Origin of the sequence: Sedimentisphaera cyanobacteriorum, assembly GCF_001997385.1 — a bacterium.
Classification (GTDB): Bacteria; Planctomycetota; Phycisphaerae; order Sedimentisphaerales; family Sedimentisphaeraceae; genus Sedimentisphaera; species Sedimentisphaera cyanobacteriorum.
Genome location: NZ_CP019633.1, coordinates 1,767,757 through 1,794,122 on the forward strand (window position 1 = coordinate 1,767,757; position 26,366 = coordinate 1,794,122).

Annotated in this window: 23 protein-coding genes; 18 read left to right on the forward strand and 5 right to left on the reverse strand. The window is 45.6% G+C overall.

Annotated features, from left to right (window positions below):
* Positions 1-12: 12 nt before the first annotated feature.
* Complete coding sequence (gene gatB / locus L21SP3_RS07095; protein ID WP_077540190.1) at positions 13-1,476, reverse strand: Asp-tRNA(Asn)/Glu-tRNA(Gln) amidotransferase subunit GatB; 1,464 nt, start codon at positions 1,474-1,476, stop codon at positions 13-15.
* Between the two features lie 341 nt (positions 1,477-1,817).
* Between gatB and L21SP3_RS07100 the strand changes: the two genes are divergently transcribed.
* A complete protein-coding gene (locus L21SP3_RS07100) occupies positions 1,818-3,863 on the forward strand; it encodes an SLC5 family protein (protein WP_123785160.1) in 2,046 nt (681 codons plus the stop codon).
* Positions 3,864-4,073: 210 nt separating this feature from the next.
* A complete protein-coding gene (locus tag L21SP3_RS07105; protein WP_077540192.1) occupies positions 4,074-5,453 on the forward strand; it encodes a sugar transferase in 1,380 nt (459 codons plus the stop codon).
* 16 nt (positions 5,454-5,469) lie between these two features.
* Here L21SP3_RS07105 and L21SP3_RS07110 read toward each other — a convergent pair whose 3' ends face one another.
* Together L21SP3_RS07110 and leuS are read right to left on the reverse strand one after the other, a co-directional pair.
* Positions 5,470-5,868: a hypothetical protein gene (locus L21SP3_RS07110; protein WP_077540193.1), complete on the reverse strand. Its 399-nt coding sequence runs from the start codon at positions 5,866-5,868 to the stop codon at positions 5,470-5,472.
* A gap of 12 nt (positions 5,869-5,880) precedes the next feature.
* A complete protein-coding gene (leuS, locus tag L21SP3_RS07115; protein WP_077540194.1) occupies positions 5,881-8,442 on the reverse strand; it encodes a leucine--tRNA ligase in 2,562 nt (853 codons plus the stop codon).
* A gap of 197 nt (positions 8,443-8,639) precedes the next feature.
* Between leuS and L21SP3_RS07120 the strand changes: the two genes are divergently transcribed.
* The 6 genes from L21SP3_RS07120 to aroE all read left to right on the forward strand — a co-directional run bounded on the left by L21SP3_RS07120 (position 8,640) and on the right by aroE (position 15,359).
* A protein-coding gene (locus L21SP3_RS07120; protein ID WP_390612105.1) for an IS3 family transposase occupies positions 8,640-9,784 on the forward strand; the annotation gives its coding sequence in 2 pieces (ribosomal slippage) (positions 8,640-8,901 and positions 8,901-9,784; 1,146 coding nt in all).
* A 102-nt stretch (positions 9,785-9,886) separates the two neighbouring features.
* Positions 9,887-10,084 (forward strand): type II toxin-antitoxin system Phd/YefM family antitoxin, encoded by a 198-nt coding sequence (locus tag L21SP3_RS07125; protein WP_077540195.1) that lies wholly within the window; start codon positions 9,887-9,889, stop codon positions 10,082-10,084.
* A 398-nt stretch (positions 10,085-10,482) separates the two neighbouring features.
* The gene (locus L21SP3_RS07130) at positions 10,483-11,598 is read left to right on the forward strand and encodes an outer membrane protein assembly factor BamB family protein (RefSeq protein ID WP_123785161.1); all 1,116 of its coding nucleotides are present in this window, start codon (positions 10,483-10,485) and stop codon (positions 11,596-11,598) included.
* 106 nt (positions 11,599-11,704) lie between these two features.
* Positions 11,705-13,318 (forward strand): bifunctional phosphoribosylaminoimidazolecarboxamide formyltransferase/IMP cyclohydrolase, encoded by a 1,614-nt coding sequence (gene purH, locus L21SP3_RS07135; RefSeq protein WP_077540197.1) that lies wholly within the window; start codon positions 11,705-11,707, stop codon positions 13,316-13,318.
* A gap of 167 nt (positions 13,319-13,485) precedes the next feature.
* A complete protein-coding gene (locus L21SP3_RS07140) occupies positions 13,486-13,839 on the forward strand; it encodes a hypothetical protein (RefSeq protein ID WP_077540198.1) in 354 nt (117 codons plus the stop codon).
* The gene (gene aroE, locus L21SP3_RS07145) at positions 13,836-15,359 is read left to right on the forward strand and encodes a shikimate dehydrogenase (RefSeq protein WP_077540199.1); all 1,524 of its coding nucleotides are present in this window, start codon (positions 13,836-13,838) and stop codon (positions 15,357-15,359) included. The genes L21SP3_RS07140 and aroE overlap by 4 nt, the downstream gene beginning before the upstream one ends.
* A 6-nt stretch (positions 15,360-15,365) precedes the next feature.
* Here aroE and L21SP3_RS07150 read toward each other — a convergent pair whose 3' ends face one another.
* Entirely contained in the window at positions 15,366-15,746 is a 381-nt protein-coding gene (locus L21SP3_RS07150; protein ID WP_077540200.1) for a PH domain-containing protein, read from the reverse strand.
* 34 nt (positions 15,747-15,780) lie between these two features.
* Positions 15,781-16,512: a 2-C-methyl-D-erythritol 4-phosphate cytidylyltransferase gene (gene ispD, locus L21SP3_RS07155; RefSeq protein ID WP_077540201.1), complete on the reverse strand. Its 732-nt coding sequence runs from the start codon at positions 16,510-16,512 to the stop codon at positions 15,781-15,783.
* A gap of 324 nt (positions 16,513-16,836) precedes the next feature.
* On the opposite strand from ispD, the gene L21SP3_RS07160 reads away from it, so the two are divergent.
* The 10 genes from L21SP3_RS07160 to L21SP3_RS07205 all read left to right on the forward strand — a co-directional run bounded on the left by L21SP3_RS07160 (position 16,837) and on the right by L21SP3_RS07205 (position 26,310).
* Positions 16,837-17,445, forward strand: coding sequence for an RNA polymerase sigma factor (locus tag L21SP3_RS07160; protein ID WP_077540202.1), 609 nt, complete (start codon positions 16,837-16,839; stop codon positions 17,443-17,445).
* A gap of 5 nt (positions 17,446-17,450) precedes the next feature.
* Positions 17,451-18,452, forward strand: a complete 1,002-nt coding sequence (locus tag L21SP3_RS07165; protein WP_077540203.1) for a hypothetical protein — start codon at positions 17,451-17,453, stop codon at positions 18,450-18,452.
* A gap of 280 nt (positions 18,453-18,732) precedes the next feature.
* Positions 18,733-20,076 carry an IS5 family transposase gene (locus L21SP3_RS07170; protein ID WP_227806747.1) on the forward strand — a complete coding sequence of 448 codons (1,344 nt, stop codon included), beginning with the start codon at positions 18,733-18,735 and terminating at the stop codon, positions 20,074-20,076.
* 95 nt (positions 20,077-20,171) lie between these two features.
* On the forward strand, positions 20,172-20,408 hold the full coding sequence (locus L21SP3_RS07175) for a FeoA family protein (protein WP_077540204.1): 237 nt from the start codon (positions 20,172-20,174) through the stop codon (positions 20,406-20,408).
* A 23-nt stretch (positions 20,409-20,431) separates the two neighbouring features.
* Entirely contained in the window at positions 20,432-22,480 is a 2,049-nt protein-coding gene (gene feoB, locus L21SP3_RS07180) for a ferrous iron transport protein B (protein WP_077540205.1), read from the forward strand.
* A gap of 19 nt (positions 22,481-22,499) precedes the next feature.
* Positions 22,500-22,703 carry a FeoB-associated Cys-rich membrane protein gene (locus tag L21SP3_RS07185; RefSeq protein ID WP_077540206.1) on the forward strand — a complete coding sequence of 68 codons (204 nt, stop codon included), beginning with the start codon at positions 22,500-22,502 and terminating at the stop codon, positions 22,701-22,703.
* A gap of 399 nt (positions 22,704-23,102) precedes the next feature.
* Entirely contained in the window at positions 23,103-23,714 is a 612-nt protein-coding gene (locus tag L21SP3_RS07190) for a hypothetical protein (RefSeq protein ID WP_077540207.1), read from the forward strand.
* A 280-nt stretch (positions 23,715-23,994) separates the two neighbouring features.
* Entirely contained in the window at positions 23,995-25,161 is a 1,167-nt protein-coding gene (locus tag L21SP3_RS07195; protein ID WP_077540208.1) for an IS4 family transposase, read from the forward strand.
* A 150-nt stretch (positions 25,162-25,311) separates the two neighbouring features.
* Positions 25,312-25,812, forward strand: a complete 501-nt coding sequence (locus tag L21SP3_RS07200; RefSeq protein WP_123785162.1) for a hypothetical protein — start codon at positions 25,312-25,314, stop codon at positions 25,810-25,812.
* A 45-nt stretch (positions 25,813-25,857) separates the two neighbouring features.
* Positions 25,858-26,310 (forward strand): tyrosine-type recombinase/integrase, encoded by a 453-nt coding sequence (locus L21SP3_RS07205; protein ID WP_077540210.1) that lies wholly within the window; start codon positions 25,858-25,860, stop codon positions 26,308-26,310.
* Positions 26,311-26,366 lie beyond the last annotated feature (56 nt).

The following is a 26,366-nucleotide window of genomic DNA, read 5'->3' on the forward strand; positions in this document are numbered from 1 at the left end:
CCTGAGGAGAAATTATCCCTCGAGGAGCTTGGCGATTATCTCATTGGCCACCTTTGGATTCGCCTGCCCCTTTGATTTCTTCATAACCTGCCCCATCAAAAACCCGCGAGATTTCTTCGCTTTCTTGCCGTCTTTGGCATCTTCCACAGCCTTGGGATTTTCCGCGAAAACTTCTTTGATTATCGCTTCAAGCTCGCCGGCATCGCTCTTTTGAATGAGATTCATCTTTTCAGCAAGCTCCATTGGCTCGCCTCCGAAATCTATCATAGCATCGAGAATCTTCTCGCCTGCTGAAGAGCCTACGGTGGAATCATCCATCATTTTAGCAAGCTCTGCAATCTTATCTGCGGGTATGCCGAATTCCACAAAGGCCTTTTCCGCTTCTTTCGCCCGTTTGAGCCCGTGCTGAGTAAGCAGGTTGCAAGCCCGCTTGGCAGAGGCGCCAGAGCTTATTGCATTCTCAAAATATTCTGCCATCTCGCGTTCTGCGGTAAGCACGGAGGCATCGTATTCGCTAAGCCCAAGCTCGCTGATGAAGCGTTTTTCCTTTTCTATAGGCAGCTCCGGCAAGCTTGATTTTATCTGATCAAACCACGCCTCGTCCATCTCAACCGGCACTAAATCCGGATCTGGAAAATAGCGGTAGTCGTTTGCGAGCTCCTTGTCCCTCTGGTGCAGGGTGATTTCTTTGTTTGCATCCCAGCCTCGGGTGGATTTGGGAGTATTCTCCCATACACTGCCCTTTTCCATAAACTCATTGAGCTGGCGTTTTGTTTCGTAATCAACGCTTTTCTCGAGGGCCTTGAAGCTGTTTAAGTTTTTTACTTCAACTATAGCCGTGCGATACTGCCTGCCGTCTTTCTCAATCTCCAAGTTGATATTGGGCTCGAAACGCATATGCCCCTTCTGCATACTTCCCTCGGATACGCCGAGATACTGAACAATTCTCTGCAGCTCAGTGGCCATATACCTAACTTCCGCCCCGCTGTTCATATCCGGCTCGGTTACAATTTCCAGAAGAGGCGTTCCTGCACGATTGAGATCCACCTGCGAGTAATCGGCTGCTTCGTGGCTGTTTTTACCTGCATCTTCCTCCAGATGCGCCCTTATAATCCGTACGTTTTTAGTGCCTCCCTCGTCTGCGGGGATCTCGATCGCCCCGTTCTCGCTCATGGGCAAATCGTACTGGCTTATCTGATAGCCCTTGGGCAGGTCCGGATAGAAATAATTTTTTCTGTCCCACTTCGTATAGCGGGGAATATTGCACCCGAGAGCGAGCCCCGCAAGAACCGAATATTCGTAGGCCTTTTTGTTCATTACCGGAAGTGTCCCGGGCATACCGAGGCATACCGGACATACTCTGGTGTTCGCTTCGCCCCCGAAACCTGTCGGGCAGCTGCAGAACATCTTCGTTTGGGTCTTGAGCTGAACGTGTATCTCAAGGCCGACTATGGTTTTGTATTTTATACCGCTCATAATTACTCGCTTTTTCTCACTTTTTCGGTCTTTCCGAGATGTTAATTGATTTCAAGGGCTTCGGCCGATTTCATTCCGGCTGTAAATTGTAAGATAAAATATTCGGGTATCAAGTTTTGTTTGAAGGGCACTGCTGTTAATTTCGGGGTGAGTCAACATAAAAGTTAGAGCTTGTATGCCGGCTTGGCCGAGATGGAGAGCTTTTTTTGCATTTTTTATTCAAAAAAGTTTAGATTAAATTTGTTTCAGGCAAAACAATAAACTTGACTAATTTAACAGTTCATATTAAATATTAGCCTAACACTTCTCGAAAGAAGTGTTGCGCACTAAGCAGAGGTGCTGTGCGTGTTCGTGTAATTTTAATGATCGAGGTTGTTATGACATTTTCAGTATTAGATTACATAGTGTTTTTCGGATTCATAGCTGCTGTGCTGCTTATAGGAACTCTTAAGAGCCGCGGCGAAAAAGGCGGCGAAGATTTCTTCCTCGCCGGCAGAGGCTTGAAATGGTGGCTGATTGGTTTCTCGCTGATCGCTGCTAACATTTCAACCGAACAGTTCGTTGGTATGAGCGGTAACGCCGCCAGCCATATTGGACTTGCAATAGCGAGCTATGAATGGATGGCAGCTATTGTGCTTGTGATTGTGGCATTTTTCCTGCTGCCGTTTTTCCTTCGAGCAGGAATTTACACTATGCCGGAATTCCTCGAACACCGTTACAACCAAGGGGCACGTTTTGTAATGGCTCTTGCAACGCTTGCTATATACTGCCTTCTGCTTGGTGCTGTAACTTATTCAGGGGCTCTGACAATCAAATCCCTCGGCGGGAACATGGGCATGGATATAAGCCTTTTTAAGGGCTCTGTGGCTATTGGCCTTATAGCTATGTTCTATGTGGCCTCGGGCGGGCTTAAGGCCTGTGCGTGGGCTGATTTGCTTCAGGGTTCTGCTCTGATTGTCGGCGGAGCTATTATTCTTTTCTTCGCAATGGACAAGATGGGCAATGCAGATGAGCTTACAAAGGTAGTGGATGCTACATCAGGAAAAGTTGTTGAACAGACATTCAGCGCAGACAAATCAGCCCTTGAACGTTTCTGGTCTCTGAATAAGGAACGAATGAATATGTTCCTTCCTGCAAGCGATATGACCCTCCCTTGGACAGCCCTGATAATCGGACTGTGGATTCCGAACTTCTACTACTGGGGTTTGAACCAGTACATTACCCAGAGAACTCTCGGTTCTGCTTCCCTTGCAGAAGGTCAAAAGGGCATTGTGTTTGCGGCAGCGATGAAGGTGGTTGTTCCGTTTGTGATTGTTGTGCCGGGTATAATGGCTTTCAACCTGTTTGCAGGCAATATGCAGGTGGCAGCGGTTGACGGAAATACGCCTGTATTCGCCCAATACTACAAGACTAATCCGGATACAGAAGCGATCATTGTTGATAAATCACCCACTAAAGAGGAAATACAGTCTTGGCCAAAAGAAGATCAGGTTATGCTTGCTGTATTCGATACTGAAGAAGCTTTAAGCGAGACATACACAAACCACCCGTATGTATATCCTATAACACAAGAAGAATATAAGAACATAGAGGCAAATGAAAATGTTGAATTTGTATGCCACGATTCTTCAGTAACAAGCGCTTTTCCGACTCTAAGCAAAGAGCTGGAAAAATATAATGCCTCAATAGGAGGAAAATCTGAAAAGAAATTTTTCCTTGCCTACAAATACGATACGGCGCTTGCTCAGCTGCTCGGCGGAGTGCTCCCGCAGAATACAGGTCTTACAGGATTTGTGCTTGCAGCACTGCTTGGCGCTGTTGTGAGTTCGCTTGCAGCCCTTCTGAACGCTGCTTCTACAATCTTCTCAATGGATATCTTCAAGAAATACCTCAATCCGGGAATTTCTCAGGACGGTATCCTGAAGCTTGGAAGAATTAGTGTTTTGGTGTTCTCGGCAATTGCGATATTCCTCGCACCTCAGCTGGGCAACCCGAAATTCAGCAGTATATTTACTGTTATTCAGGAAGGACAGGGAATCCTCAGTCCTGGCGTACTCGCTGTATTTGCATTCGGGCTTATATCCAAGAAGGCTCCGAGGTATGCAGGGCTAGTAGGGCTTGTGCTTAATGCGGTTGTTTATATCGGGCTTATGCTTTTGGTACCTGAGCTGAACTTCCTCAACAGGATGGCAATATGCCTCGGGCTTTGCCTTGTAGCTCTTACGATTATGAGAATTGCTACGCCTCTGAAAGAGCCTGTTCAGATCAAGAAGAATACAACAATTGAACTGGATGTGCATTCAGGAGCCAAGATTGCAGGTGCTGCAGTTATTGTAGTAGTTGTGCTGCTTTACTTCCTGTTCAGCCCAATCGGCCTTATCAGATAGGCAAATTACATTTAAACCAAATACCAAGACCCTTCCGCATATTGGAAGGGTCTTTTTTTGTCCTTACAAAACTCCAACAGCAAAAAAAACGGCCTTGAGAAACAAATAAGTTGAAAATTTTGCAATGGTTTATAGAATCATTACAGGTTATATTACTTTTGTACATTGCTGTTTTAATTGAATTATTAGTATTACTTGCAGAGATTGTTTATGCCTCCTCAAATAGTTTCAAGTATCTTTGAATCAAGAAATGGGCACAGGTGGATTTTCTGGGATCTTTTGGCGTGTTTTCTTTCGCTTTTCCTTGCGATGACTTTTACTCCAGCTAATACTCTCACCTTTTTGGGGCTAAAAGTTTCCATATCTATAGTGTATGCAGTTCTAACGACTGTTGTAATCAGGCTTTGCGGGGTAAGTGTGCCCGGTAAAGACTTTTCTTATTCGCGATTGGAGCTTTTCTTTGCAACCGCAATCGGCACGGGCGTTTCATTCCTCTGCCTGCAGTTTCTCGGGAGTTTGTGCTACTATCAGTTCGCACGTACAGTAACGGCAACAATACTCATATTCACGTTCGTTTCGATTTTTATTCCCCGTCTTCTGGCCATAGAGTTTATGATGGTAAAGGCTGTTAAAATCGCCCTTTACCCAAGCGGGCCGAACGCAGAAGCTCTTCAGGAAAGGCTCAAGGAAAAAACCAACTTTGAAGTGGCAGCGGTTTTATGCGATTCCCGCTATTCGGGCGAACTGAAGGACGGGATTATGATAGACCTTCAGGAAAATTCAAAAGATGAAATTATCAAAGAGCTTAAAAATAAACAGGTAGAAATGGTGGTGCTTTGCGAAATAAAAGACCTGCCTCAAAAAACAGGAAAAATTCTGATGGATGTGCCCCTTTACGGGATAGACATTTTGAGCAAGGGGGCATTTGTTGAAAATTACTTCCGCGAGATTTCCCTTAACTATGCCAACCTGCACTGGATGGCCTCTCATCGCTCACTTCCCGGAAACACAGCAATATTCTCAGCAAAAAGGATATTCGATATTTTAGTCGCCGGCATAGTTTTTCTATTATCTCTTCCTTTATGGCCTCTTATAGCTTTGGCTATTCGCATAGACAGCAAAGGCAAGGCGATGTTTGTTCAGCAGAGGGTAGGGATGTACGGCAAATTATTTAACGTTTATAAATTTCGCACTATGGTGGACGGCGCAGAAAAAAACGGGACGCATTGGACAGTAGAGTCTGATGCACGAATAACAAAGTTAGGCTCATTTCTGCGAAAAACACGGCTGGATGAACTGCCTCAGCTTATAAACATTCTTAAGGGTAATATGTCTATTGTAGGGCCGAGGCCTGAGGCTGTTAAGCTTGCAAGGATGTATGAGGCGCAAATCCCCTATTACCACCGAAGATATCTTGTTCCTCCCGGACTTACAGGCTGGGCTCAGATATGCTACAAATACGGTGCGAGCGTAGAGGATTCCCGCCGCAAGCTTGAGTACGACCTGTACTACATCCGTCATCTCTCGCTTTTGTTTGATGTACAGATAATAATCAAAACAATCCCTTCAATAATGAAGGGAAGCAGGTAAGGCTATTCTTCCATCTTTATTTCAAGATAGAAATCTTTGATATTCTCTTCCGGGGCATAATTTTTAGTTTCGTTTTATCGCCCGCTTCTACCTCAACGGGTGTCCAAGTTTCTGGGAATGCCCCGCCCTTTTTAGAGAAAGAGCTTTTCCAGACCGGCCTGCAGTAAAACGCCTGCCTTTCACTGCCCTTATTAACGAAAGTAATGTAAAATGCCGCCTTTTCTCCGCCGCTGCCCGAATTGAAATCGTCTATATGTACATTTTTTTCTTCGAGCTTACCATACCCGCTGCTGTCCAGATGCACGCCCTGCTCATATAATTGGCCGCCTGAAAACGGCAGAACCGCATCAAACGCCCCGCAGCCGGCCAATGCCAGAAATGCAGCAACTGATGCTGTAATAAAAAAGCTTCTCATAAATCAGCCTTATCAGGTGATAATATTTACCAGCCTGCCTTTAACAGCGATTACCTTGCGTATCTGCTTGCCTTCCACAGCCTTAGACACCTTCTCACTGCTCAAGGCGGCTTCTCTCATCTGGTCTTCTCCCGCTTCGGGATTGATCATAATCCTGTCCTTTATCTTACCCTTCACCTGTACCGCAATTTCCACTTCCTTCTCTTTTGCAAGCTCCTCGCTGTATTCCGGCCAGCTGTGGTAGGCGAGTGTATCGCCTTCTCCCCCGCAGATCTGCCAAAGCTCTTCGGCAATATGCGGAGCAAACGGATAAAGCAGAATCACTGCATTTTTTACAGCCGAAAGCGGCTTGAACTTCAGCTTTGCGAGGTGGTTTACAAATATCATCATCTGGCTTATGGCTGTGTTGAAGGCGAAGCTGTCTATATCACTGCTAACCTTGCGTATAGTCTGGTGCATAAGTCTTTCGGTCTGCTCGTCCGGCGGGACATCTGAAACTGTCTCAGAAAGCTTTCCGGTATTCTCGCTTACGACAACGCGCCAAAACTTCTGGAGGAATCTGTGCACGCCTTCAAGCCCGCTCATACTCCAAGGCTTTGTGGCCTCGAGCGGCCCCATAAACATCTCGTAAAGCCGCATTGAATCCGCTCCGTACTGGCTTATAACCATATCCGGATTGATTACATTCCCGCGGCTCTTGCTCATCTTCTGTCCGTCTTCGCCGAGAATCATCCCCTGATTAACGAGCTTCTGGAAAGGCTCGGGGTAGTCCAAATAGCCCAAATCGTAAAGCAGATTATGCCAGAATCTCGAGTAGAGAAGGTGCAGCACGGCATGCTCTGCTCCGCCTATATACAGATCCACCGGCAGCCAGTATTTCTGTTTTTCCCTGCTGAAGGGCTCTTCGCTGTTTTGCGGGTCGAGGTATCTGAGGTAATACCAGCAGCTCCCTGCCCACTGCGGCATAGTATTAAGCTCTCTTCTGGCCTTCCGGCCGTCGGGCAGGACAACCTCTATCCAGTCTTTTGCATTTCCAAGAGGCGGCGCACCGTTTTGGGTTGGCTTGTAATCCTCTACTTCAGGCAGCATCAGGGGCAGTTCGGATTCGTCAAGAGCGATTCTCTCGCCATCTTCTGCGTGCAGTATGGGGAAAGGCTCGCCCCAGTACCTCTGCCTGCTGAAGAGCCAATCACGAAGTTTGTAGTTTACGGCCTTTTTACCAAGCCCCTGCTCCTCTAACCAAGATATAATCTCTTCCTTCACCTCAGGCGTTTTCTTGCCGTTGAACTGGGCAGAATTAACTGCAATGCCCTCGCCATCGAAGCAGATTTCCTCTGCCTGCGCCTTAGCTGCGAGCTCAGGGTCTTCCGGTTTTACAACCTGAATAATATCAATCCCGAACTGCTTTGCGAATTCGAAGTCTCTGCTGTCGTGCGCGGGTACTGCCATAATCGCACCAGTACCATAGCTCAGCAGGACATAATCGCTTATCCATACAGGAATCCTCTCGCCGTTTACCGGATTTACAGCATAAGCGCCTGTAAACTGACCAGTCTTTTCCTTGGCAAGGTCTGTACGGTCTAAATCGCTCTTCATTGCAGCCTGCTGCTTATACTCAGCCACGCTTTCCTTATGCTCTTCGCTTGTAATCTTATCGACCAGCGGATGTTCCGGGGCAAGCACCATATACGTTGCTCCGAAAAGCGTATCAGGGCGCGTGGTAAACACGCTGATTACATCATCAAAACCATCGAGACGGAAATCAACCTCCGCACCGATGCTCTTTCCTATCCAGTCCTGCTGGAGCTTCTTGATTGAATAAGACCAGTCCACCCCATCCAGCCCCTGCAGAAGCCTATCGGCATACTCTGTGATTCGAAGCATCCACTGCCTCATTGGCTTTCTGATTACAGGATGCCCGCCCCGCTCGCTCACGCCGTTTACAACCTCCTCGTTGGCAAGAACAGTCCCCAATTCAGGGCACCAGTTCACCGGCGCTTCATGCTCGTATGCAAGCCTGCGGGAATCAACATACTCCCGAACCGCATCTTTGCCCGCCTGCTTTACAGAGTCAGGGATTTCAAGCTCCTCAATTGGACGTGCCTTCTGCTGTTCTCTGTCGAAGAAACTGTTGAAGAATTTCAGGAAAATCCACTGCGTCCATTTGTAGTAGTTCGGGTCGGTGGTGTTAACCTCACGGTCCCAGTCGTAGCTGAAGCCCAGCCCCTTTATCTGCCTTCGCATATTATCAACGTTGGCCTTTGTGGTTTCTGAGGGGTGTGTGCCGGTTTGAACAGCGTACTGCTCTGCCGGCAGGCCGAAGGCATCCCAGCCCATCGGATGCAAAACGTTGAACCCATTCATTCGTTTGTAGCGTGAGAAGATATCGCTCGCGGTGTAGCCCTCAGGGTGCCCCACATGCAGGCCCTGCCCGCTCGGATAGGGGAACATATCAAGCACATAATACTTTGGCTTCTCTGGCTGCATCTCTGCCTTGAAAGTTTTGTTCTTATCCCAAAACTCCTGCCACTTCTTTTCGATCTGGTTGAAATTGTATCTGCCGGGCTTTTCCATATTGCTTTGCCTGTATATTAGTGTTTTTATCCTGTTTTCAAAACTGCGGTAAAAGAATGTAATATATTCAAGAGGGCTTTTTTTTCAACCTGAAAGATTTATATACAGCCTGTAGCTCTCCCATAGAATTGAACACTTTAAATTAGACGGTTCCTGAATAATATAAACCAACTCAAATATTTAGAAAGGAACTTAAAATGCGAAGATCGAGGTTTAGTGAAAGCCAGATACTTTCGATTCTCAAGGAGTCAGAAGCCGGTTTAGAGGTCAGTGATTTGACCAGGAAATACGGCATATCCCGTGCCACATTTTACAACTGGAAGAGCAAGTATTCTGGTATTGGCGGCAGTGAGATAAGGCGTTTACGCGAGTTAGAGCGAGAGAACGGCAAGCTCAAAAAGATGTATGCGGACTTATCATTAGAGAATAACGTTCTCAAGGATTTAATAGAAAAAAACTTCTAAAGCCTGCCGAGCGAAAGGATTTTGCCAGGCAGGCACATTCTAAGGGCTTATGCGTGCAATCATCTTGTAAAGCAGCAGGCATCAGCCGGGGCAGTTTTTACTATACTCCTTCAAGAAACGATGATGCTGAGGTAAAAAGACAGATAGAGCTGGTAATAGATTCCCGTCCTCGACGCGGATTTCCAAAGATATTCGACAGTATCCGCCGCAAGGGATATAGCTGGAATCACAAAAAGGTTTATCGTGTTTATAAGGAAAATGAATTTCAGCTTAACAACCGTAAAAAGAATTTGATAAGGCAAATAGAGCGTAAACCTATGCCAGAAGCTACGAGAGCTAATGAGATATGGAGTATTGATTTTATGAGCGATAGTTTGAGTAATGGTCGGCCATTCAGGGCTTTCAACGTTATCGATGAGTTTAACCGTGAGGCATTGGATATTGAGATCGACACGAGCTTACCTTCGCTTCGCATAATTCGTAGCCTTGAATTAATAGGCTCTGATCGGGGTTTCCCCCGCTTTATTCGCAGCGATAATGGGCCGGAATTTAGGAGCCTTCAATTTCGCAGGTTCTGCTGCCGAAACAGAATCAGGCACCGCCGTATAGAAGCAGGCAAGCCTCAGCAAAACAGTTTTATTGAACGATTCAATCGGAGTTATCGAGAGGATATACTTGATATGTACAGTTTTAAGAATTTATCAGAAGCTCGTAATTTAACTTTAGATTGGCTTATAGAATATAATTATGAGCGTGGGCACGAATCACTGGGAGAGAAAACTCCTGTAGAGTATGTTCGCAGTTTTTTGCCTTTCACCCCTCAAAATAATTCTGAAGGGGCAAAAGGAAAAAACTGCTGTTTGAAGGAATTTGTCTAATTATTACTGTTCAAAGACAGGGGAGAGGCACACGAACAAGACAAGATTTTAGTTCATAGAATTAGACACAGAAAAGATGTCTATGATAGATAGGAGTATGCTATGATCAAACTGCACCCGCAAATTATAGGTAAAGACGGTAAGAAACAATTTGTTGTGCTTCCGTTTGAAGAATATGAGCGTATTAAAGATAAGCTTCAGGACTATGAAGATTTGCAAGAGCTCAGAGAAGCCAAAGCTTCAGATGCCGGCAAAGACGGATTCAATCTAAACGAGGCCAAGGAGAAGCTGGGGATATAAATCTGCACTGGCGGGCAAGTATTATCTCGGGAAGAAACTATACTGCTGCTGGACTATTCTTGAAGCCTTTATGCTAATGATGTGTAAATTCTGAATTAGCCGCGTATGAACAGCTATTTGGTCTAAGTCTTTTAATCCGCTGATTTATCACTGACCATTCTGAGATAGAAGAGCAGATAATCAGGGGTGGTTTGTGCAGGCAGGAGTATATCAGCGTTACAGCAAATCCTGATACAGAAGCCGTCAGAAAAACAATTGTTCGAAAAGATGGGCAAACTTTGGAAAATATCTGGGCAGGTACTGTTAAATTTTAGTTGAAATTTACCTGCGTTGCGGTTAGGATTTCTGCGTTTACCCCAAAGATTTTTGATTTTAGCCTATTTCAAAGAGGTTTTTATATGATCAGTCGAATAGTGCTTCTTCTATCGGCGGCAGCTCTTCTGGCCGGCTGCCAAGAAAACAGTAATATGTACAAGCAGTCTGCTGATGTGAGCGGTCTTGATATGGTATCTGTGCCTGTTTTAGAGAAAAACGGCTATGAACTTGAGTGGCAGCGTGATATGCCTATCAAGCAAAACGAAGAGATTAAATTCGTGTTTCGCAATCCGGGCTATTTTCTCGCCCTTACAAACAAAAACGTAATCCTCTGCTACAACATCGAAACTGGCAAGCAGCATTTCATACGCAGTATTTCCCGCCCCGGGCTCCCGCTTACAGAGCCAAGCGAGAGGGAAGGAATTCTCTACACCACCGTAGGAGATGTGCTTTGGTCTATAGATGTTGAATCTGCCAATATTGGGGTAGTAAGCGAACTTGAATCCCCCACCAGAAGCCCTGTTGTGTTTAACAGCTACGCTGCTTATGTTATTGGTCTTGACAAGAGAATCTCCTGCTACGGCCTTGAAGACGGCGTTCTGAGCTTTCAGGTAACAGCGGATAATGATTCGAAAATCACTACGGCTCTTGTAAATGATGAGTATCTCTGGTTTGCCACAAAAAAAGGCAACATCTACTGCAGCAGTGCAGATGAGGCCAAAAGGATATGGGCTTTCGATGCAACAGACGAGATAAAAGCGGATATTGCAGCTAGGGGAGACTATCTCTACGCCGCCTCAATGGACACTATGCTCTACAAGCTCAACGCCTATACCGGCGATCTGCAGTGGAAGGCACATCTTGGCTCGCCGTTATTAACAAAGCCGGTGGTTTACGATGATGTAATCCTGCAGCAGACCTCAAGAAACGGGCTGTGCGCCGTAAAAGCAGATAACGGCAAACTGCTCTGGATGGTTAAAGACGGGATAAAATTTCTCTCGCGCAAGGCAGACAGGGTGTTTGTGCTCTGCGAGGGCGGAATCGTAAAGAAGATGAGCCTCCGTCAGCAGGAATGCGTAGGCAGTATGAAGGTTGAAAATCTTGATACAGCCTTGGAAAACACAATAGACAGCCGAATTTTCCTTGTAAGCAAAGGCGGAAGAATTTACTGCCTTGACGCTATAAGAACGGTTGACTGATATTTAATCAGCGATAATCACAGAGACGCATTTTAGGATGCGTCTTTTTTAAGTTTTACGAATATAGCGGTCTTTGCCGCAAATGATTACAAATTACGAGTGTAGAATGGATATTAAAATCAAGACAGCTCTGATTAGCGTATCAGATAAGACAGGCGTTGCTGAGTTTGCAAAGGAGCTCAGCGAGATGGGCGTTAGAATCATCAGTACCGGCGGAACTGCAAAGAAGATTCAGCAGGCGGGGGTTGATGTAGTAAGCATTGACTCTGTTACCGGTTTCCCTGAGATGATGAACGGCAGAGTTAAGACCCTCCATCCGATTATTCACGGAGGACTTCTCGGCCTTCGAGACAACGATGAACATACCGCCGCTATGAGTGAGCACGGGATAGACCCTATTGACCTGGTATGCGTAAACCTGTATCCGTTTGAGAAGACTGTTGCAAAAGAAGACTGCACTCTTGAAGATGCTATTGAGAATATCGATATCGGCGGCCCGAGTATGGTTAGGTCTGCCTCTAAGAATTATAAATTCGTTACTGTTGTAACAAATCCTTCCGACTACGGCGAAATAATATCGCAGATGAAGAATAACAGCGGCAGCACAAACTTCCAGCTCCGTGAAAGGCTTGCAAGAGAGGCCTTCTCTCTCACTGCCGGCTACGATGCTGCGATAAGCAAATACCTCTCCGGCAGAGCTGAAGAAAGGTTTCCGAAGAAGGTATCAATTCCGGTTAAAAAGGTTAAAGACCTTCGATACGGTGAAAACCCACATCAGCAGGCAGCGTTCTACCGTGCAAGCGATTCCAAAGAGGTTTGCGTTGCAAATGCCGAGATGATTGAAGGCGGCGAGAAAGACATTAGCTTTAACAACCTGCTTGATGCGAATGCCGCATTTGAGCTGGTAAAAGAATTCGATGCCCCTGCTGCTGTTGTAGTAAAGCATCTCAATCCCTGCGGCTGCTCATTTGACGATAATATCAAAGAGGCCTACAGAAGGGCCTATCTTGGAGATGTAGTGAGCGCGTTCGGCGGTATTATCGCCCTGAACAGGCCTGTTGATAAAGAGCTTGCAGAAGTGATTATGGAATCATACTCCCGTTTCGGGAAGGAAAACGGGGCGAGCGGCTTCTTTGCTGAGGTTATCATAGCCCCCGATTACGACCAGAACGCCCTTGAAACAATACGAACCCTCAAAGGTTGGGGCAAAAGGGTAAGACTGCTCAAAACAGGCGAGGTTAGCAGGGATAACATTAACGAATCAGAATATGATGTTCGCTGCATTACCGGCGGACTGCTCCTTCAGCAGAGAGACCTTATCGGCTGGGAGCCCGAACTGATAACCTGCCCCACAAAGCTAAAGCCTACAGATGCCCAGATGGAAGACCTCAAGATGGCTTGGATATGCGCAAAGCATGTAAAGAGCAATACGATAACGCTGGTGAACGGACGCAAGCTGGTAGGCTGCGGTGCAGGCCAGATGAACAGGGTGGAATCAGGGCTCATTGCATTCAAGAATGCCGGCAAGCAGGCTCAGGGCGCAGCTCTGGGCTCGGATGCATTCTTCCCGTTCCCCGATAATGTGGAAAATGCGGCTCAGGCGGGCGTTAAGTGTATTGTTCAGCCGGGCGGTTCGAAGAAAGATGATGAGGTTATTGCAAAGGCCGATGAGCTCGGAATTGCTATGATTTTCACAGGTAAACGGCATTTCAGGCATTAAACCGGAATTGCTCAAAATCTTTGAAATTCGCTTAACCAAAGTTTGAAGATATCCGCTTCGCTGTTACAATAGACTGCTGAAATCAAGGCCTCCAAAAATTTTATAGCTGTATCAGGGTTTGCGATATGTACAGGATATTTTGTTTTCTATCAGCAGTATTTCTCATTATGTTTATACTGGCAGGCTCTTCAGACAGGCTTCCCGCCAATGCGGTAAACGTTGACACCTCCAAATCGCTGGACGAAGTTCGAGCCTTAGCCTCCAGGATGAGCGAAAAACAGCTTTCAAAGGCCATTTCAAACTATAAAAAAGCCCTCGACAAGGAATCTGAAACGCTTCGCATTGCCACAGAACAGCTCAAGCAGCTTCCTGCTGACGAGAAATTGAGCGAAGATGCCCATAAACTTCACGATGAAATTTCACTCTCTGTAGAAAGGATCAGCAAAATCAGCGAGAGGATGCAGGTCTATATAGAAGAGCGTAAAAGCAGAAATAAACAAGAGGAAGCCAAAACTTTATGAGCTATCTTACAGTTCCTGTTTGCGAGAAAAAGAAGAAGGATTTTTCCAAGCGGATAGACAAACTTGCCTCCAGCGGAGCAGTAGCTCTTGAGCTTCGTTTTGATTGCCTTTCGAAATTCGACCATGATAACGTGAGAACTCTCACTCAGCAGGCCTCTAAAACAGGGCTCAAGGTGATATGCACGTGCCGAGACCCTCGGGAAGGCGGGGAAAACGACTTGAGCGAAGCTTTTCGTATGTCTGTCCTGAGGGAGGCCGCCCTGAGCGGTGCAGATTTCATTGACTGCGAGTTCGCAAATTTTGAAGCTAATTTCAAGGAGCTCTATGAAGCTCTCACGCCCGATACCGGCTGCCGGCTTATCCTCTCAGCCCACAATTTCGAAGGCAGGTTCGAGAACCTCCGGGGGCAGTACGATAAGATGCAGGAGGCAGCACCGGAGGCAGTTATAAAAATTGCTTATCAGGCGGATAATATAAATCAGTGTTTTGAGTGTTTTGACGTGCTCAAGGTGAGAAGGGGCGATGCTGTGATACTGGCTATGGGAGATGCCGGAAAGATTACAAGAATCCTCGCTCCCAAGATCGGCTCTTTTTTCTGCTATGCAAGCAAAGGCGGAAAATCAACAGCACCCGGGCAAATTCCGCTCAAACAGATGAAGAAATTTTACCGTTTCAAAGACATAAACGAGGATTCAAACCTTTACGGGATTATAGCCTCACCCGTGGAACATTCGATGAGCCCGCTGATATACAACAAGACATTTAAAAAAGAGGCCTCAAGCAGTGTCTTTCTCCCGCTTCTGCTCGAGGAAGGTGCTGAAAATTTCAATACATTTCTGGATAACGTGCTTTCAAGGCCGTGGCTGAGCTTCAAGGGCTTCTCTGTTACACTGCCTCATAAAACAAACGCCTTCCAATACGCCGCCCGAAAGGGCGAGCTTACAGAGAGGGCGAAGAAAATCGGGGCGGTAAACACGCTGAAAACAAGCTTCCTTATAGGCGAAAACACCGACTGCAGCGGCGCTCAAAAACCGCTTGAAGAGGCCGCAGGCGATTTGAACGGGCTAAAAACAGCCGTTCTCGGAGCAGGCGGAGCTGCGAAGGCTGTGGTGGCGGCGCTTACAGACAAGGGAGCAGAAGTTACCATTTTCAACAGAACCCTAAGCAAGGCCGAATCGCTGGCAGAGCAGTTCGGATGCAAGGCATGCCAGATTGGGTATTTCCCTATGGGCGAGGCGTTTGAGGCAGTCGTAAACTGCACGAGCCTCGGTATGAGCCCTAAGGTGGAGGCGTGCCCTATAGACACAACCTTCCTTCAAAAGGGCTGCATCGTGTTTGATACAGTTTACAACCCCCCTGAAACGAGACTGCTCAAAGAGGCAAGGCATGTTGGTGCGAGGCCTCTTGGCGGGATTGAGATGTTTGTTCAGCAGGCGGTTGAACAGTACAATTTCCTCACCGGCAGAGAGATGGACAAGGCCTACATCCGCAAAAAGGTGCTAAAGAAGATTAAGCAGTGATCGCTCTCAGCCCAGAACAAAGCCCGCAAGCACCTTCTGCAGGTCGTATATATTCACCTTCCTGTTGAATTTCTTGTCTATCGTTGGGGTATCCTCGCCGGAGAGCCAAATCTTTAGCTCAGCATCAAGGTCGAAATGGCCTGCGGTTTCAATGCTGAATCTGGAAACTCTGTTGTAGCATATCGAAAGATACTGCGTCTTTTTGCCCGTAACGCCCTGCTTGTCGATTAGAATCATACGCTTGTTCGTGAAGATATAAGTATCCCGCACGAGCTTGAAGCCAACCTCAATATTTTCGTTCTCAGTTAGGAGTTTGCCGTAGTCCTCTTCGAGCTTCTCCGGCGGGACAACTCCCGCATTTCCAATAATACCTGAAATAATACCCATTATTTCTCCTTAGCTATAAATTTGCTGGAAACTTCTACCACATCTGGTCTTCTCTGAAAGGGTGAATTGTCTTGGGCGTTTTTTTCTCTCGTGAGCTGATAACAGCATTGGCAACAGCTATATCGGCCTTTTTTGTAACTTTTATGTTCGTATCGTCAGTTTCTACAATATGCACTTCTGCCCCGATATTTTCTGCCATCATTGAATCGTCGCTGAATTCAGCGAGGTTTTCGCATTTGGCCAGAGCCTTTGCAAAAAGCTCTCTCGAGAACGCCTGAGGGGTCTGCGCGCTGTAAAGCGAGTTCCTGTTTACAGTTTCGCTGATTACGCCCTCCTCGGAAACCCTCTTGAGCGTAGCGGTAACAGGGGAAGCAGGTATTGCTGCTCCGGTTTGGTATGCCTTCTGAAGAACCTTCCTCGCCCACTGCTCTGTGAGGCAGCACCTTGCTGCATCGTGAACAGCAACTATATCAGCAGCCTCACTTACCATCTCAAATGCCTTTGCCACTGTTTCGCCTCTTGTCTGCCCCCCTGCGGAGAGCTGCACGCCTGCAAATGCGAGATTTGCCTCCCAATTAAGCTTTATCTTTTCGTGGTCTTCCTCTGCGGCGGCAAGGATAATCTGAACCACCTCATCCATCTCAGAAAATAAATTTACAGAATGCAGAAACAAAGGCTTGCCCGCTGCTTTCTCAAATACTTTCTTCGTTTTCCCTTCAAAGCGGGTGCTTCCGCCTGCTGCGCATATTATTACTGCTGCTTTCATAATCGCTCCTTTGAGCAGATAAATATAAAAAATACACGGGGAGATTCGCGACTGCCAGGATTATAAGAATTTTTTCACTGAACACCAAACCCAGCAAACCGGCTGAGAAACAAAAACTTATAAAAAAATCACCAAACATAGGCATACCATAAAAACAATATTCATTGGTTATGATAGGTTTATAAAATAGAGATTCAATTAAATTTTGAAAAAAAAAGACTTATCCATATAATCACTCGCTGTGAAGGTCTTCCCGCTTTTAGCCGGGCAGACCCAGAATGGACTACTTCTTGGGAACTTAACTGCCCGGGGCTGTTAAAAATAATGACCAAATCCACAAAAAAACGGGAAGAGAAAGAACTGCTCAGGCGATTCTGCTCAGGCGATGAAGCAGCGTTCAGGGATATTGTGCAGGAATACAAAGACCCTCTGTTTAATTTTCTGAGGCGTTTTGTGGGCAATCAGGACCTCATTGAAGACGTTTTTCAGGACACGTTTATGCAGCTTTATCAGTCCAGGGAATCTTTCGACCTCGACCGCCCGCTAAAACCATGGCTTTTTACAATTGCAGCGAACAAAGCCAAGGACCTGCTACGTAAGAGAAAACGCAACAGCTCGATTTCAGTGGGTTCGATAGCAGATGAGTCTGAATCGTCGATAGAAGACGTTTTTAGCTCTGTTTCTTCTGAAGACACTACTCCGCTTGACAGCTACATCACTGAAGAAACCGAACATAGAGTAAGAGAAGTTGTTGAGAATATGCCAGAAAAACTACGAGAAATTTTGCTGCTGGCGTATTTTGAACAATTTTCATACAAACAAATGGCCGAAATGCTGAGTATACCTATAGGAACAGTTAAAAGCAGGTTGCATTCAGCGGTGGCGCGTTTTGCCAAAGACTTGAAAAATGCTGAGCCTGATTTTGAAAGGTAAAAGATTTGAATCGTAATACTGCAATTTTCGATTATTTTTTTGATTCCTGTCCCGACCAGGACAAAGAAAACATAAGAAAAAGCATAGAAGAGAGCAGCGACTGCTCAAGATTTTACAGAGACTTAAAACAAGCACTCGAGCCTCTGGACTCACTCAAAGAAGAGCCATGCCCCGATTATCTTATTGATAATCTTTTCGCACGTACTGAGAAAAGCGGAAGTCAAAACGATCTTGAGCTGCTCCTTGAGAAGGAATCTGCTGCCGGAAGCGATAACCTGTACTTCTGGAACAAGGTTGGCAGGATAGCAGCAGCGGCAGCAATGATAGCGATTATCGCAGCGACCTATTTCCCCGCTACAAATAAAATGAGAGCTGTTGCAGATTCCATCGCCTGCAAACACAATATGGCAAGAATCGGAACCGGCCTGCATAATTATGCCTTCGACAACGCAGGTATGATGCCTGTTGCCAGTTCGAGCAGTGATTCGTGGTGGAAAGTGGGCTCGCAGAGAGAAGATGACTACTCAAACACCCGAAATGCCTGGCTGCTTGTGAAGAACGGATACTGCCAGATGGAAGATTTCGAATGCCCGGCAAGACCTATAAAAGCCGAAATCAAACTGGAAAGAGTCGATGTTTGCGATTATGAGCACGACTTCCCCCACAAAGAATTCATAAACTACAGCTTCCCTGTAATCAGCGGAAACGTAAAGCTCGAAAAACACAACAAAAGAGCAATAGCGGCAGACTCAAACCCCCTTTTCGAGGGCAACTGCCTTGATCAGCAGACCTTCTTCAAGACTGTTAGGCTTGATGAGAAAATGAAAAATTTCCGCAGCGTAAATCATAACGGCGCCGGACAGAATATACTGCTTCTGGATAACAGCGTAAAATTCAATAAAACCAGCTTCTATAACGGCGACAATTTCTACACTGTAGAGGGCTTAAAAAGCTATTCAGGCAACGAAAGACCCAGCGAGAAAAACGACACTTTCCTTGCTCCTTAACCAGAAATGACTAAATAAGCATATCTACAGCCCCCTGCCTTATTCGGCAAGGGGCTTTTTTTTGGCACGGGAACCCATAATTCTGAAAATTTAGTTTGAAAATGAATTTGATTGAATTATAATGCGCTAAGTAAATTAGTCGCCCCTGAAAAAGTTTAAAATTTTCCTTAAATTCTTTCCTGATAATGGTTTATATGATTGAAAAGCTTTCGAGATATGGTATAATATTGCAAGTGTTTATCTTACATCTATCAAAACATTGCAATATTGGGACAAAATAATGAAGGCAAAAAACAATAAAGCAGGCTTACTCTTTCAGCAGCCATTAAAACCTCTTGTAAATCCTGATCACTCTTTAGTCCAACTCTCAGAGGTTGTCAACTGGTCTCGCTTTGAAGAAAAGTTTGGCAGTTTATACAGTCCTGATTCAGGCAGGCCGGCCAAGCCGATTCGCCTGATGGTCGGCCTTCAGTATCTCAAGTACACTTTCAATCTCAGCGATGAAGCAATCGTTGCCGGCTGGGTTGAGAATCCTTACTGGCAGTATTTCTGCGGCGAAAGATACTTCCAGCACGAGCCTCCTATTGATCCAACCAGTATGACTAAGTGGCGTAATAAGGTAAAATCTGATGGTCTTGAAGAGCTGCTCGAAGAAACTATCAAAGCCGGCTTGAAGCTTAAGGTTATCAAAAAGAACGATTTCAACAAGCTCGTTGCAGATACAACCGTTCAGCAGAAGAACATCACTTATCCGACCGACGCAAAACTCTGCCACAAACTGCGCATTAAGCTTGTAGATCTTGCAAAAGCATCAAAACTCCAACTTCGCCAAAGCTACGAAAGGGTTGGAAAAAGGGCGTATGTAATGCAGGGCAGGTATCGACGTGCAAGACAGTTCAAAAGAGCTAAAAAAGAAGTGAAGAAATTAAGGAACTACCTGCGGCGAATTACGAAAGAGGTCGAGCGGAATATAGCAGGCAATGAGCAGTTAAGAATAATTTTTGATACATTGCTTCAAGCCGCTAAGAAGCTTTTAGCCCAGACAAAGAAAAGCAAAAATAAGCTCTACAGTATTCACGAACCTCACGTCTGCTGCATTGGGAAAGGCAAAAGCCACAAGAAATATGAGTTTGGAAATAAGGTTGGAATTGTAACTACTGCCAAGAATAATTTTATCGTAGGAGCGTTGGGCTTTGAAGGAAACCCTTATGATGGCCATACTCTTCGGGCTAATCTGAAGCAGACAATGAATTTAATCGGGAGAGAAAAGCTTGGAGATGTTTATGTTGATGGAGGATACAAGAAACATGGCTGCGAAGATATTGGAAATGTTGAAATTGTAGAAAAGGGCTGGCGAAAAAAGAAACGAAGTATCAAGAGGTGGATTAAGAGAAGATCGAGCATAGAACCAACGATAGGCCACCTCAAAGAAGACAACAGGTTGGGAAGAAACTTCTTGAAAGGTGTAGAAGGGGACAAAATGAACGCCCTCGGCAGCGCTTTTGGGTACAATATGCGTAAACTTCTAAAGAAGTTTACTTTTGCCTATATTTTTATGCTTAAAATTATTGAATTTTACAGAAATTTGGCAATGAAAAGCAAATTAAAGACTCGATTAGCCTGATATATTTTTTTAGTTTCCCCAAAATCATTGATTTTTCAGGAACGACTAAATTAGGAAAGACTAACTTTTTTTCAAAAGCAATTAGGGAAAGATTTATGAAGCTTACTGAAGTGCCCAAAGGTAAATTTTGCAAGATAAAAAGCATATCCGCGCAAGACAGATATCTGAAGCGATTTGCAGAGATGGGGCTGAGAACCGGGGCCTGCGTTAAGGTTCTTCGTTTTGCACCTCTCGGGGATCCAATAGAGGTTAAGATAGGCAATGCCTTCCTCTCAATTAGGTGTGAGAACGCAGGTCGCATTGAAGTGGATCTTGCAGACAAATCAAACTAAAAACCAATCATCGGAATAATAAAATGGAACAAATAACAGTAGGACTTACCGGCAATCCCAACTGCGGGAAAAGCTGCGTTTTCAACAGCCTAACAGGGGCAAAACAGCATGTAGGCAACTACCCGGGCGTTACCGTTGAAAAGGTAGAGGGTTGGTGCGAGCATAAGGGCTTCAAAATACGAATTGTTGATTTGCCCGGTACATACAGCATCTCGGCTCATTCAATGGATGAAAAGGTGGCGAGAGATTTTGTGCTCAGCGAAGAGTGCGATGTCATTGTAAACGTAATAGATTCGAACAACTTCGAGAGAAATCTCTTTCTTACCACCCAGCTTTTCGAACTGAACAAGCCATTGGTTGCAGCGCTGAATATGTATGATGTGGCAACAAAGAACGGCCTTGAATACGATAAAGAAAAAATCGGCACCTTTCTGAACGGAACTGCGGTATCAACTGTGGGCAACAAGGGCGAGGGGATAAAAGAGCTTCTGGATGCTGTGGTTTACGAATACAACTGCCAGAGAGAATTCGACAACAGAATCAACTACGGCAGCGATATAGAAGAAAGGCTCGAAAGGCTCACCTGCCTTATATCCAAAGAGATTACCGGCGGAGATGAGAAGAAAGCCCGCTACCACGCCCTTCAGCTTCTTCAGATGGACTGCGATATAAACGAATTCGGCAAGGATGCCGCTGAAGTTGCCCAGGAGGCAATATCCGAGCTCAACCGCATGTACGGAGACAACCCGCACATACTTATGGCAGAGAAGAGATACGGATTTATCTCCGGTCTTTTCGAGCAGACTGTCCGAAAGACAGTTGAGATAAGACACGATGCCAGCGATGCTATAGACAAAATCCTGCTGAACAGGGTTCTCGGGCTGCCGATATTCTTCGGGATGATGTATCTGGTTTTCAAGCTCACATTCTGGCTCGGCGATCCTGTTATGACGGTAATAGAACACGGCTTCGATATACTCAAAGGGTTTGTTTTGAGCTCTTGGCCTGCCGGCGGCGAGGGACCGCTTCAGTCTCTGATTGTTGACGGAATCATAGGCGGGGTAGGCGGAGTAGTGGTGTTTCTGCCTAATATTATATTTCTGTTTCTTGCGATTGCGGTGCTTGAAGATTCCGGCTATATGGCAAGAGCCGCTTTTCTTATGGACAGGATTATGAAAAAAATCGGTCTGCACGGGCAGAGCTTTATTCCTATGCTTATAGGCTTCGGCTGCACCGTACCTGCTATAATGGGCACGAGAATCTTGAACGAACGTAAAAGCCGGCTTACTACAATAATGATTCTTCCGCTGATAAGCTGCGGGGCCAGGCTCCCGATATACGCCCTGATAATACCTGCTTTCTTCCCGAAACATCTGCACGGGTTTATGATGTGGAGCATGTATGTAATAGGCATACTGATTGCGATTATTCTGGCAAAAGTCCTGCGCAAAACGCTGTTTAAGGGGAGAAATACAGTGATGCTGATGGAGCTGCCTCCATACCGCGTGCCAACGCTGAGGAGCGTGTTTACGCATATGTGGCAGAAGAGCTGGCTCTATCTCAAGAAGGCCGGTACACTGATACTTGCGATCTCAATAATCCTCTGGGCTATGACAAGCTACCCCAAACTCCCCGAGGAACAAACCGCAGGAATGGAGCCGAAACAAGCGCAGGCTGCAGAGCTCAAGCACACAGCAGCGGGCAGAATAGCAACAACTATCGAGCCGGCAACCGAGCTTATGGGCTTTGATTACAAGATTGGCACTGCCCTTATCGGAGCATTCGCCGCCAAAGAGGTGTTCGTGGCTCAGATGGGAATCGTTAATTCGCTCGGAGAGGCGGGAGCTGAATCAAAACCGCTCAGAGAAAAGCTCAAAGACCAATACACCCCGCTGCAGGGTTTCTGCGTTATGCTGTTCTGCCTTATTTCTACGCCGTGCATCGCAACTGTTGCGATATGCCGAAAAGAGACGCAGTCTTGGGCATTTGCTATGGGGCAGTTTATGGGGCTTACGGTGCTTGCATTTGTGATTACCGCTGCGGTGTATCAGATTGGCATGCTGCTTACTTAGGAAAGGGAAAGGAGATATTATGATTGAAAAGATTATCGTAGGGGCTGTGGTAGTTTTGGCGGCAGTCTTCCTTGTGTATTCGTTTGTCAAATCCTCTAAGGGAGAAACGCCCTGCGGGAAAAGCTGCCCGGCAGACTGCCCGGGGAGAAACAAAAACTGCAGCGAAGAGGAAACAAAGCAAAACTCAGGCAGCGAAAATAATCAAAACACAACATCTGAATGAAAAACTAAATTGCATAAAAAAAACCGCCCTCTGCTAAAGCTTGCAGAAGGCGGCAGATTGGGCGATGAGGGATTCGAACCCGCGACCCGCTGATTAAGAGTCAGCAGACCGAAAACGCTAAAAACATACAAGATAAAGACTTACAGCAAGGCGAAACCGGCGCTTACAAACCAGCTTACAAAGAAAACACAAAAACAAGCGAAAATCAAGCCAAAAACCTGCCGGATGATTTAGCGGAAATTGTAGCGGTTTGGCCAACACTGCCCGAACATATTAAGGCGGCAATCAAAGCGATGATAGAGACGTTCAAGGCAAATTCAAAGTAGCGGTTATGTAGTCAATACGTGTGCGGAATCCTTAATGATTTCGGTAATGAAAATTTAGTATGGAGTTGAAACTATGCCAAGATACTTTTACTGGGATAAGAAAACCACTGTTGAAGAAGCAACGCAATTAAGCATATTTAAGCTTAAAGAGTTTGGTTTGTTGTGTGGTTATGCCGCTACGACCTTGACTTGGACACGCAAATTATCCGACCATAAAAGCTCTATCGGCATAGTAGTCGATACTGAAAATCTATACGCAAAAGTCAATTACACTATCACCGACCGAAACACAGACGAAAAAACGGATTATGACTACAAAATCAGCCTTACAACAACGCCCTGTAATTTCGGGGGCAAGCGCTACTGGTTTATCTGTCCGTTAAGTGTGAACGGCTTATATTGCGGACGCAGGACGGGTACGCTTTATCTTGCTTCTGGGGGAAATTATTTCGGCTGTCGGCACTGTTATAACCTGTCTTATGAGAGCCGGAACGAATGTCGTTTAGGGCGGTTCGGCCAGATGGGATATGTTTTGAAGGCTGATAGGCAAATCGAAGAGCTTTACAAACAAATTAAGAGGTGGACTTGGGCAGGCAGGCCGACAAGGAAGGTACGGAAACTGCAAGCTCTTGAACAAAAAATGAATCGGGCAATTTCTTTGAGTGAAAGATTTCTTCTGGATTAACCAACAGCTTTAATAGCCTTTTGCATTCGTCTGTCGTGTCATATAACTGCTTATGCAACACGATCTTATATTACTGAAAAAACGCTGGTGCTGTCTCATGTCTCCATTTTGTCACTGATTTGGCTTTCTTTTCCGGCTTGATTCGCCCCCATATATTTACGATATAATCAATATCACTCTTGTCCAAGATAAATTATTGAAAAGTGAATAAAAAGCATCTCCGGTATGGTGTATATTATTTTTGCCGAATAACAGACACCTTAACACCGGAGATAAAAATATGATAAAGGTTGGCAGTTTATTTTCGCAAGTGCTTTCTTTGGTAAATCGCCATGATTTTTCGCGTGCGGTCAAGCAATGGGACGCTGAGAAAGGGGCCAAAGGCTTTCGCTGCTGGGACCAGTTTGTGGCAATGGTTTTTGGCCAACTGGCCGGGGCGGACTCGCTGCGGGAGATTGAAGGCGGCTTATCGACGGCCCTGGGCAAGCTGCGGCATCTGGGACTGAAGCAGGCTCCGGCCCGCTCGACGCTCAGTTATGCCAACGAGCATCGGCCGTATCAGCTCTTTGAAACGATGTTCTATTACCTGTCCGATCAAGCTCAAACACTGGCCGCCGGACAGAAGCGGCGGTTTCGGTTCAAGAATCCGTTGGTCAGCATCGATGCTTCGACGATTGAACTGTGCCTGTCGCTGTACGACTGGGCCAGGTTCCGGCGTAAAAAGGGAGCGGTTAAACTGCATTTGATGCTGAATCATCAGGGCTGCCTGCCGCAGTGGGCCTGGCTGACCGATGGGAAGGTCCATGACGTGAAAATGGCCAAAACCCTTGAATTTGAGCCGGGAACGATTGTTGCGGTGGATCGTGGCTATATTGATTACGATCTGTTTGACTATTGGACCGGTGAAGGCGTTTGGTTCGTGACCCGTGCCAAAAAGAATATGGCTTATCGGGTGGTCAAGACACGCGATATTCCCGACTATGGCAATATCCTGCGTGATGAAGAAATCGAGTTTACCGGCTACGATGCTTCCCATAAGTATCCGCACCGGCTGCGTCGGATTGTGGTTTGGGATGACGAAAACCAGCGTGAGATTGTGCTGCTGACCAATCATATGAACTTTGCGGCCAGTACCATTGGCCGAATTTATAAGGATCGCTGGCAGATTGAGTTGTTTTTTAAGGCAATCAAGCAGACTCTGAAGATTAAAACCTTTGTCGGCACCAGTGAAAATGCCGTGCAGATTCAGATTTGGACAGCATTATTGTGTATGCTGATCCTGAAGATCTTGCAGATGCGTTCGACGTTTGGCTGGAGCCTGTCGAATCTGGCGGCTATGTTGCGGTTTAACCTGCTGACGTACAGGGACTTGTGGGTATGGCTGAATAAGCCTTACCAAACTCCGGCCATCGGACCGCCGGAGGGCCAGTTATTATTGTTTGAATAGGATTTGGACAGCAAGAAGTGAACGATGAAATAAAATAGGGTAACCTGAACTTGAAAATTGGAACAAGTTGTCCGAAACAGACGTTTCGGTAAAGAATGTACGGAGATAGTCTGAAATCACAGATTATCTTGGACAGCAATGAATCAATATATGAGAAAAGTATGGATTTACAAGCGAAAAAACATTAAAGGCTTTTGGGTGGGCTGGTACGAAAGCGGCATACGTAAAGCCAAAGTACTGCCCACAAAAGAACAAGCCGAGCACTTCAAACAGATAAAATACTCCCAACTCAATTCCGATGTTTTTACGGGCCAAGTATTAGCCGATTGGTCCCAGATGTGTAATGAATACAGAGAAGCAAAAAAAGTACAGGGTGTTACAGATGGCACGCTTTATGAACATGCATTGACATTAAGAAATTTTGAACGTATTGTCGGAAAATGTAATTCAAAGCAAATCACTCAATGCATCATTGACAAGTTTATACTTGAACGAGGAAAAGAAGTCAAAAAAGTCACGTTGAATAAAGATATCAGGAATATCAAAACTTTTGTTTACTGGTGTAGGGAACAACGATATTTAAATGGCAACCTTAAGCTCAAGGAATTGAAATTAGAGGAACGCCCGGTGAAATCGCTCAATCATACCTAGGTAAGACAATTATTGAAAGCGGCTGAACTATATCCAGCTATCAAAATGAGAATCGTGCTGGCGCTGGGAACAGGGCTTCGACGGGGTGATATAGAATCGCTGAAGATCACCGATATTGATTTTGAGAATAACAGTATTACCACAACCAGTAAAAAGACTAAAAAGAGTATGGGCAATCGTCCGGTGCCGGAATCCATCATGAACATACTTAAGGTTTACATAAATAAATTAAGTCCCGATCAGGAAAAACTGTTCACCAAAAAATTCAATCCCCGGCAGTGGAGAAAAATTTGCATAGCCGCCGGTTTGAATGATCTTAAGTTTCACGATCTTCGCAAAATATTTGCTTCAGTGCTTGCTCAAAATGGAGTTTCGACTGCTGTGACACAGAGACTGCTTGAACACTCTTCACCGAATCTAACAAACAAGGTTTATACAAATATTGATCCTGTGCTTCGCCAATCTGTTGAAAAGCTGCCAATTCAGAAATGGCTGTAAAATCACCTTAGCATATGGGTTCTTTAAATTCCTTTTCATACGGAAATTCCGTCCAT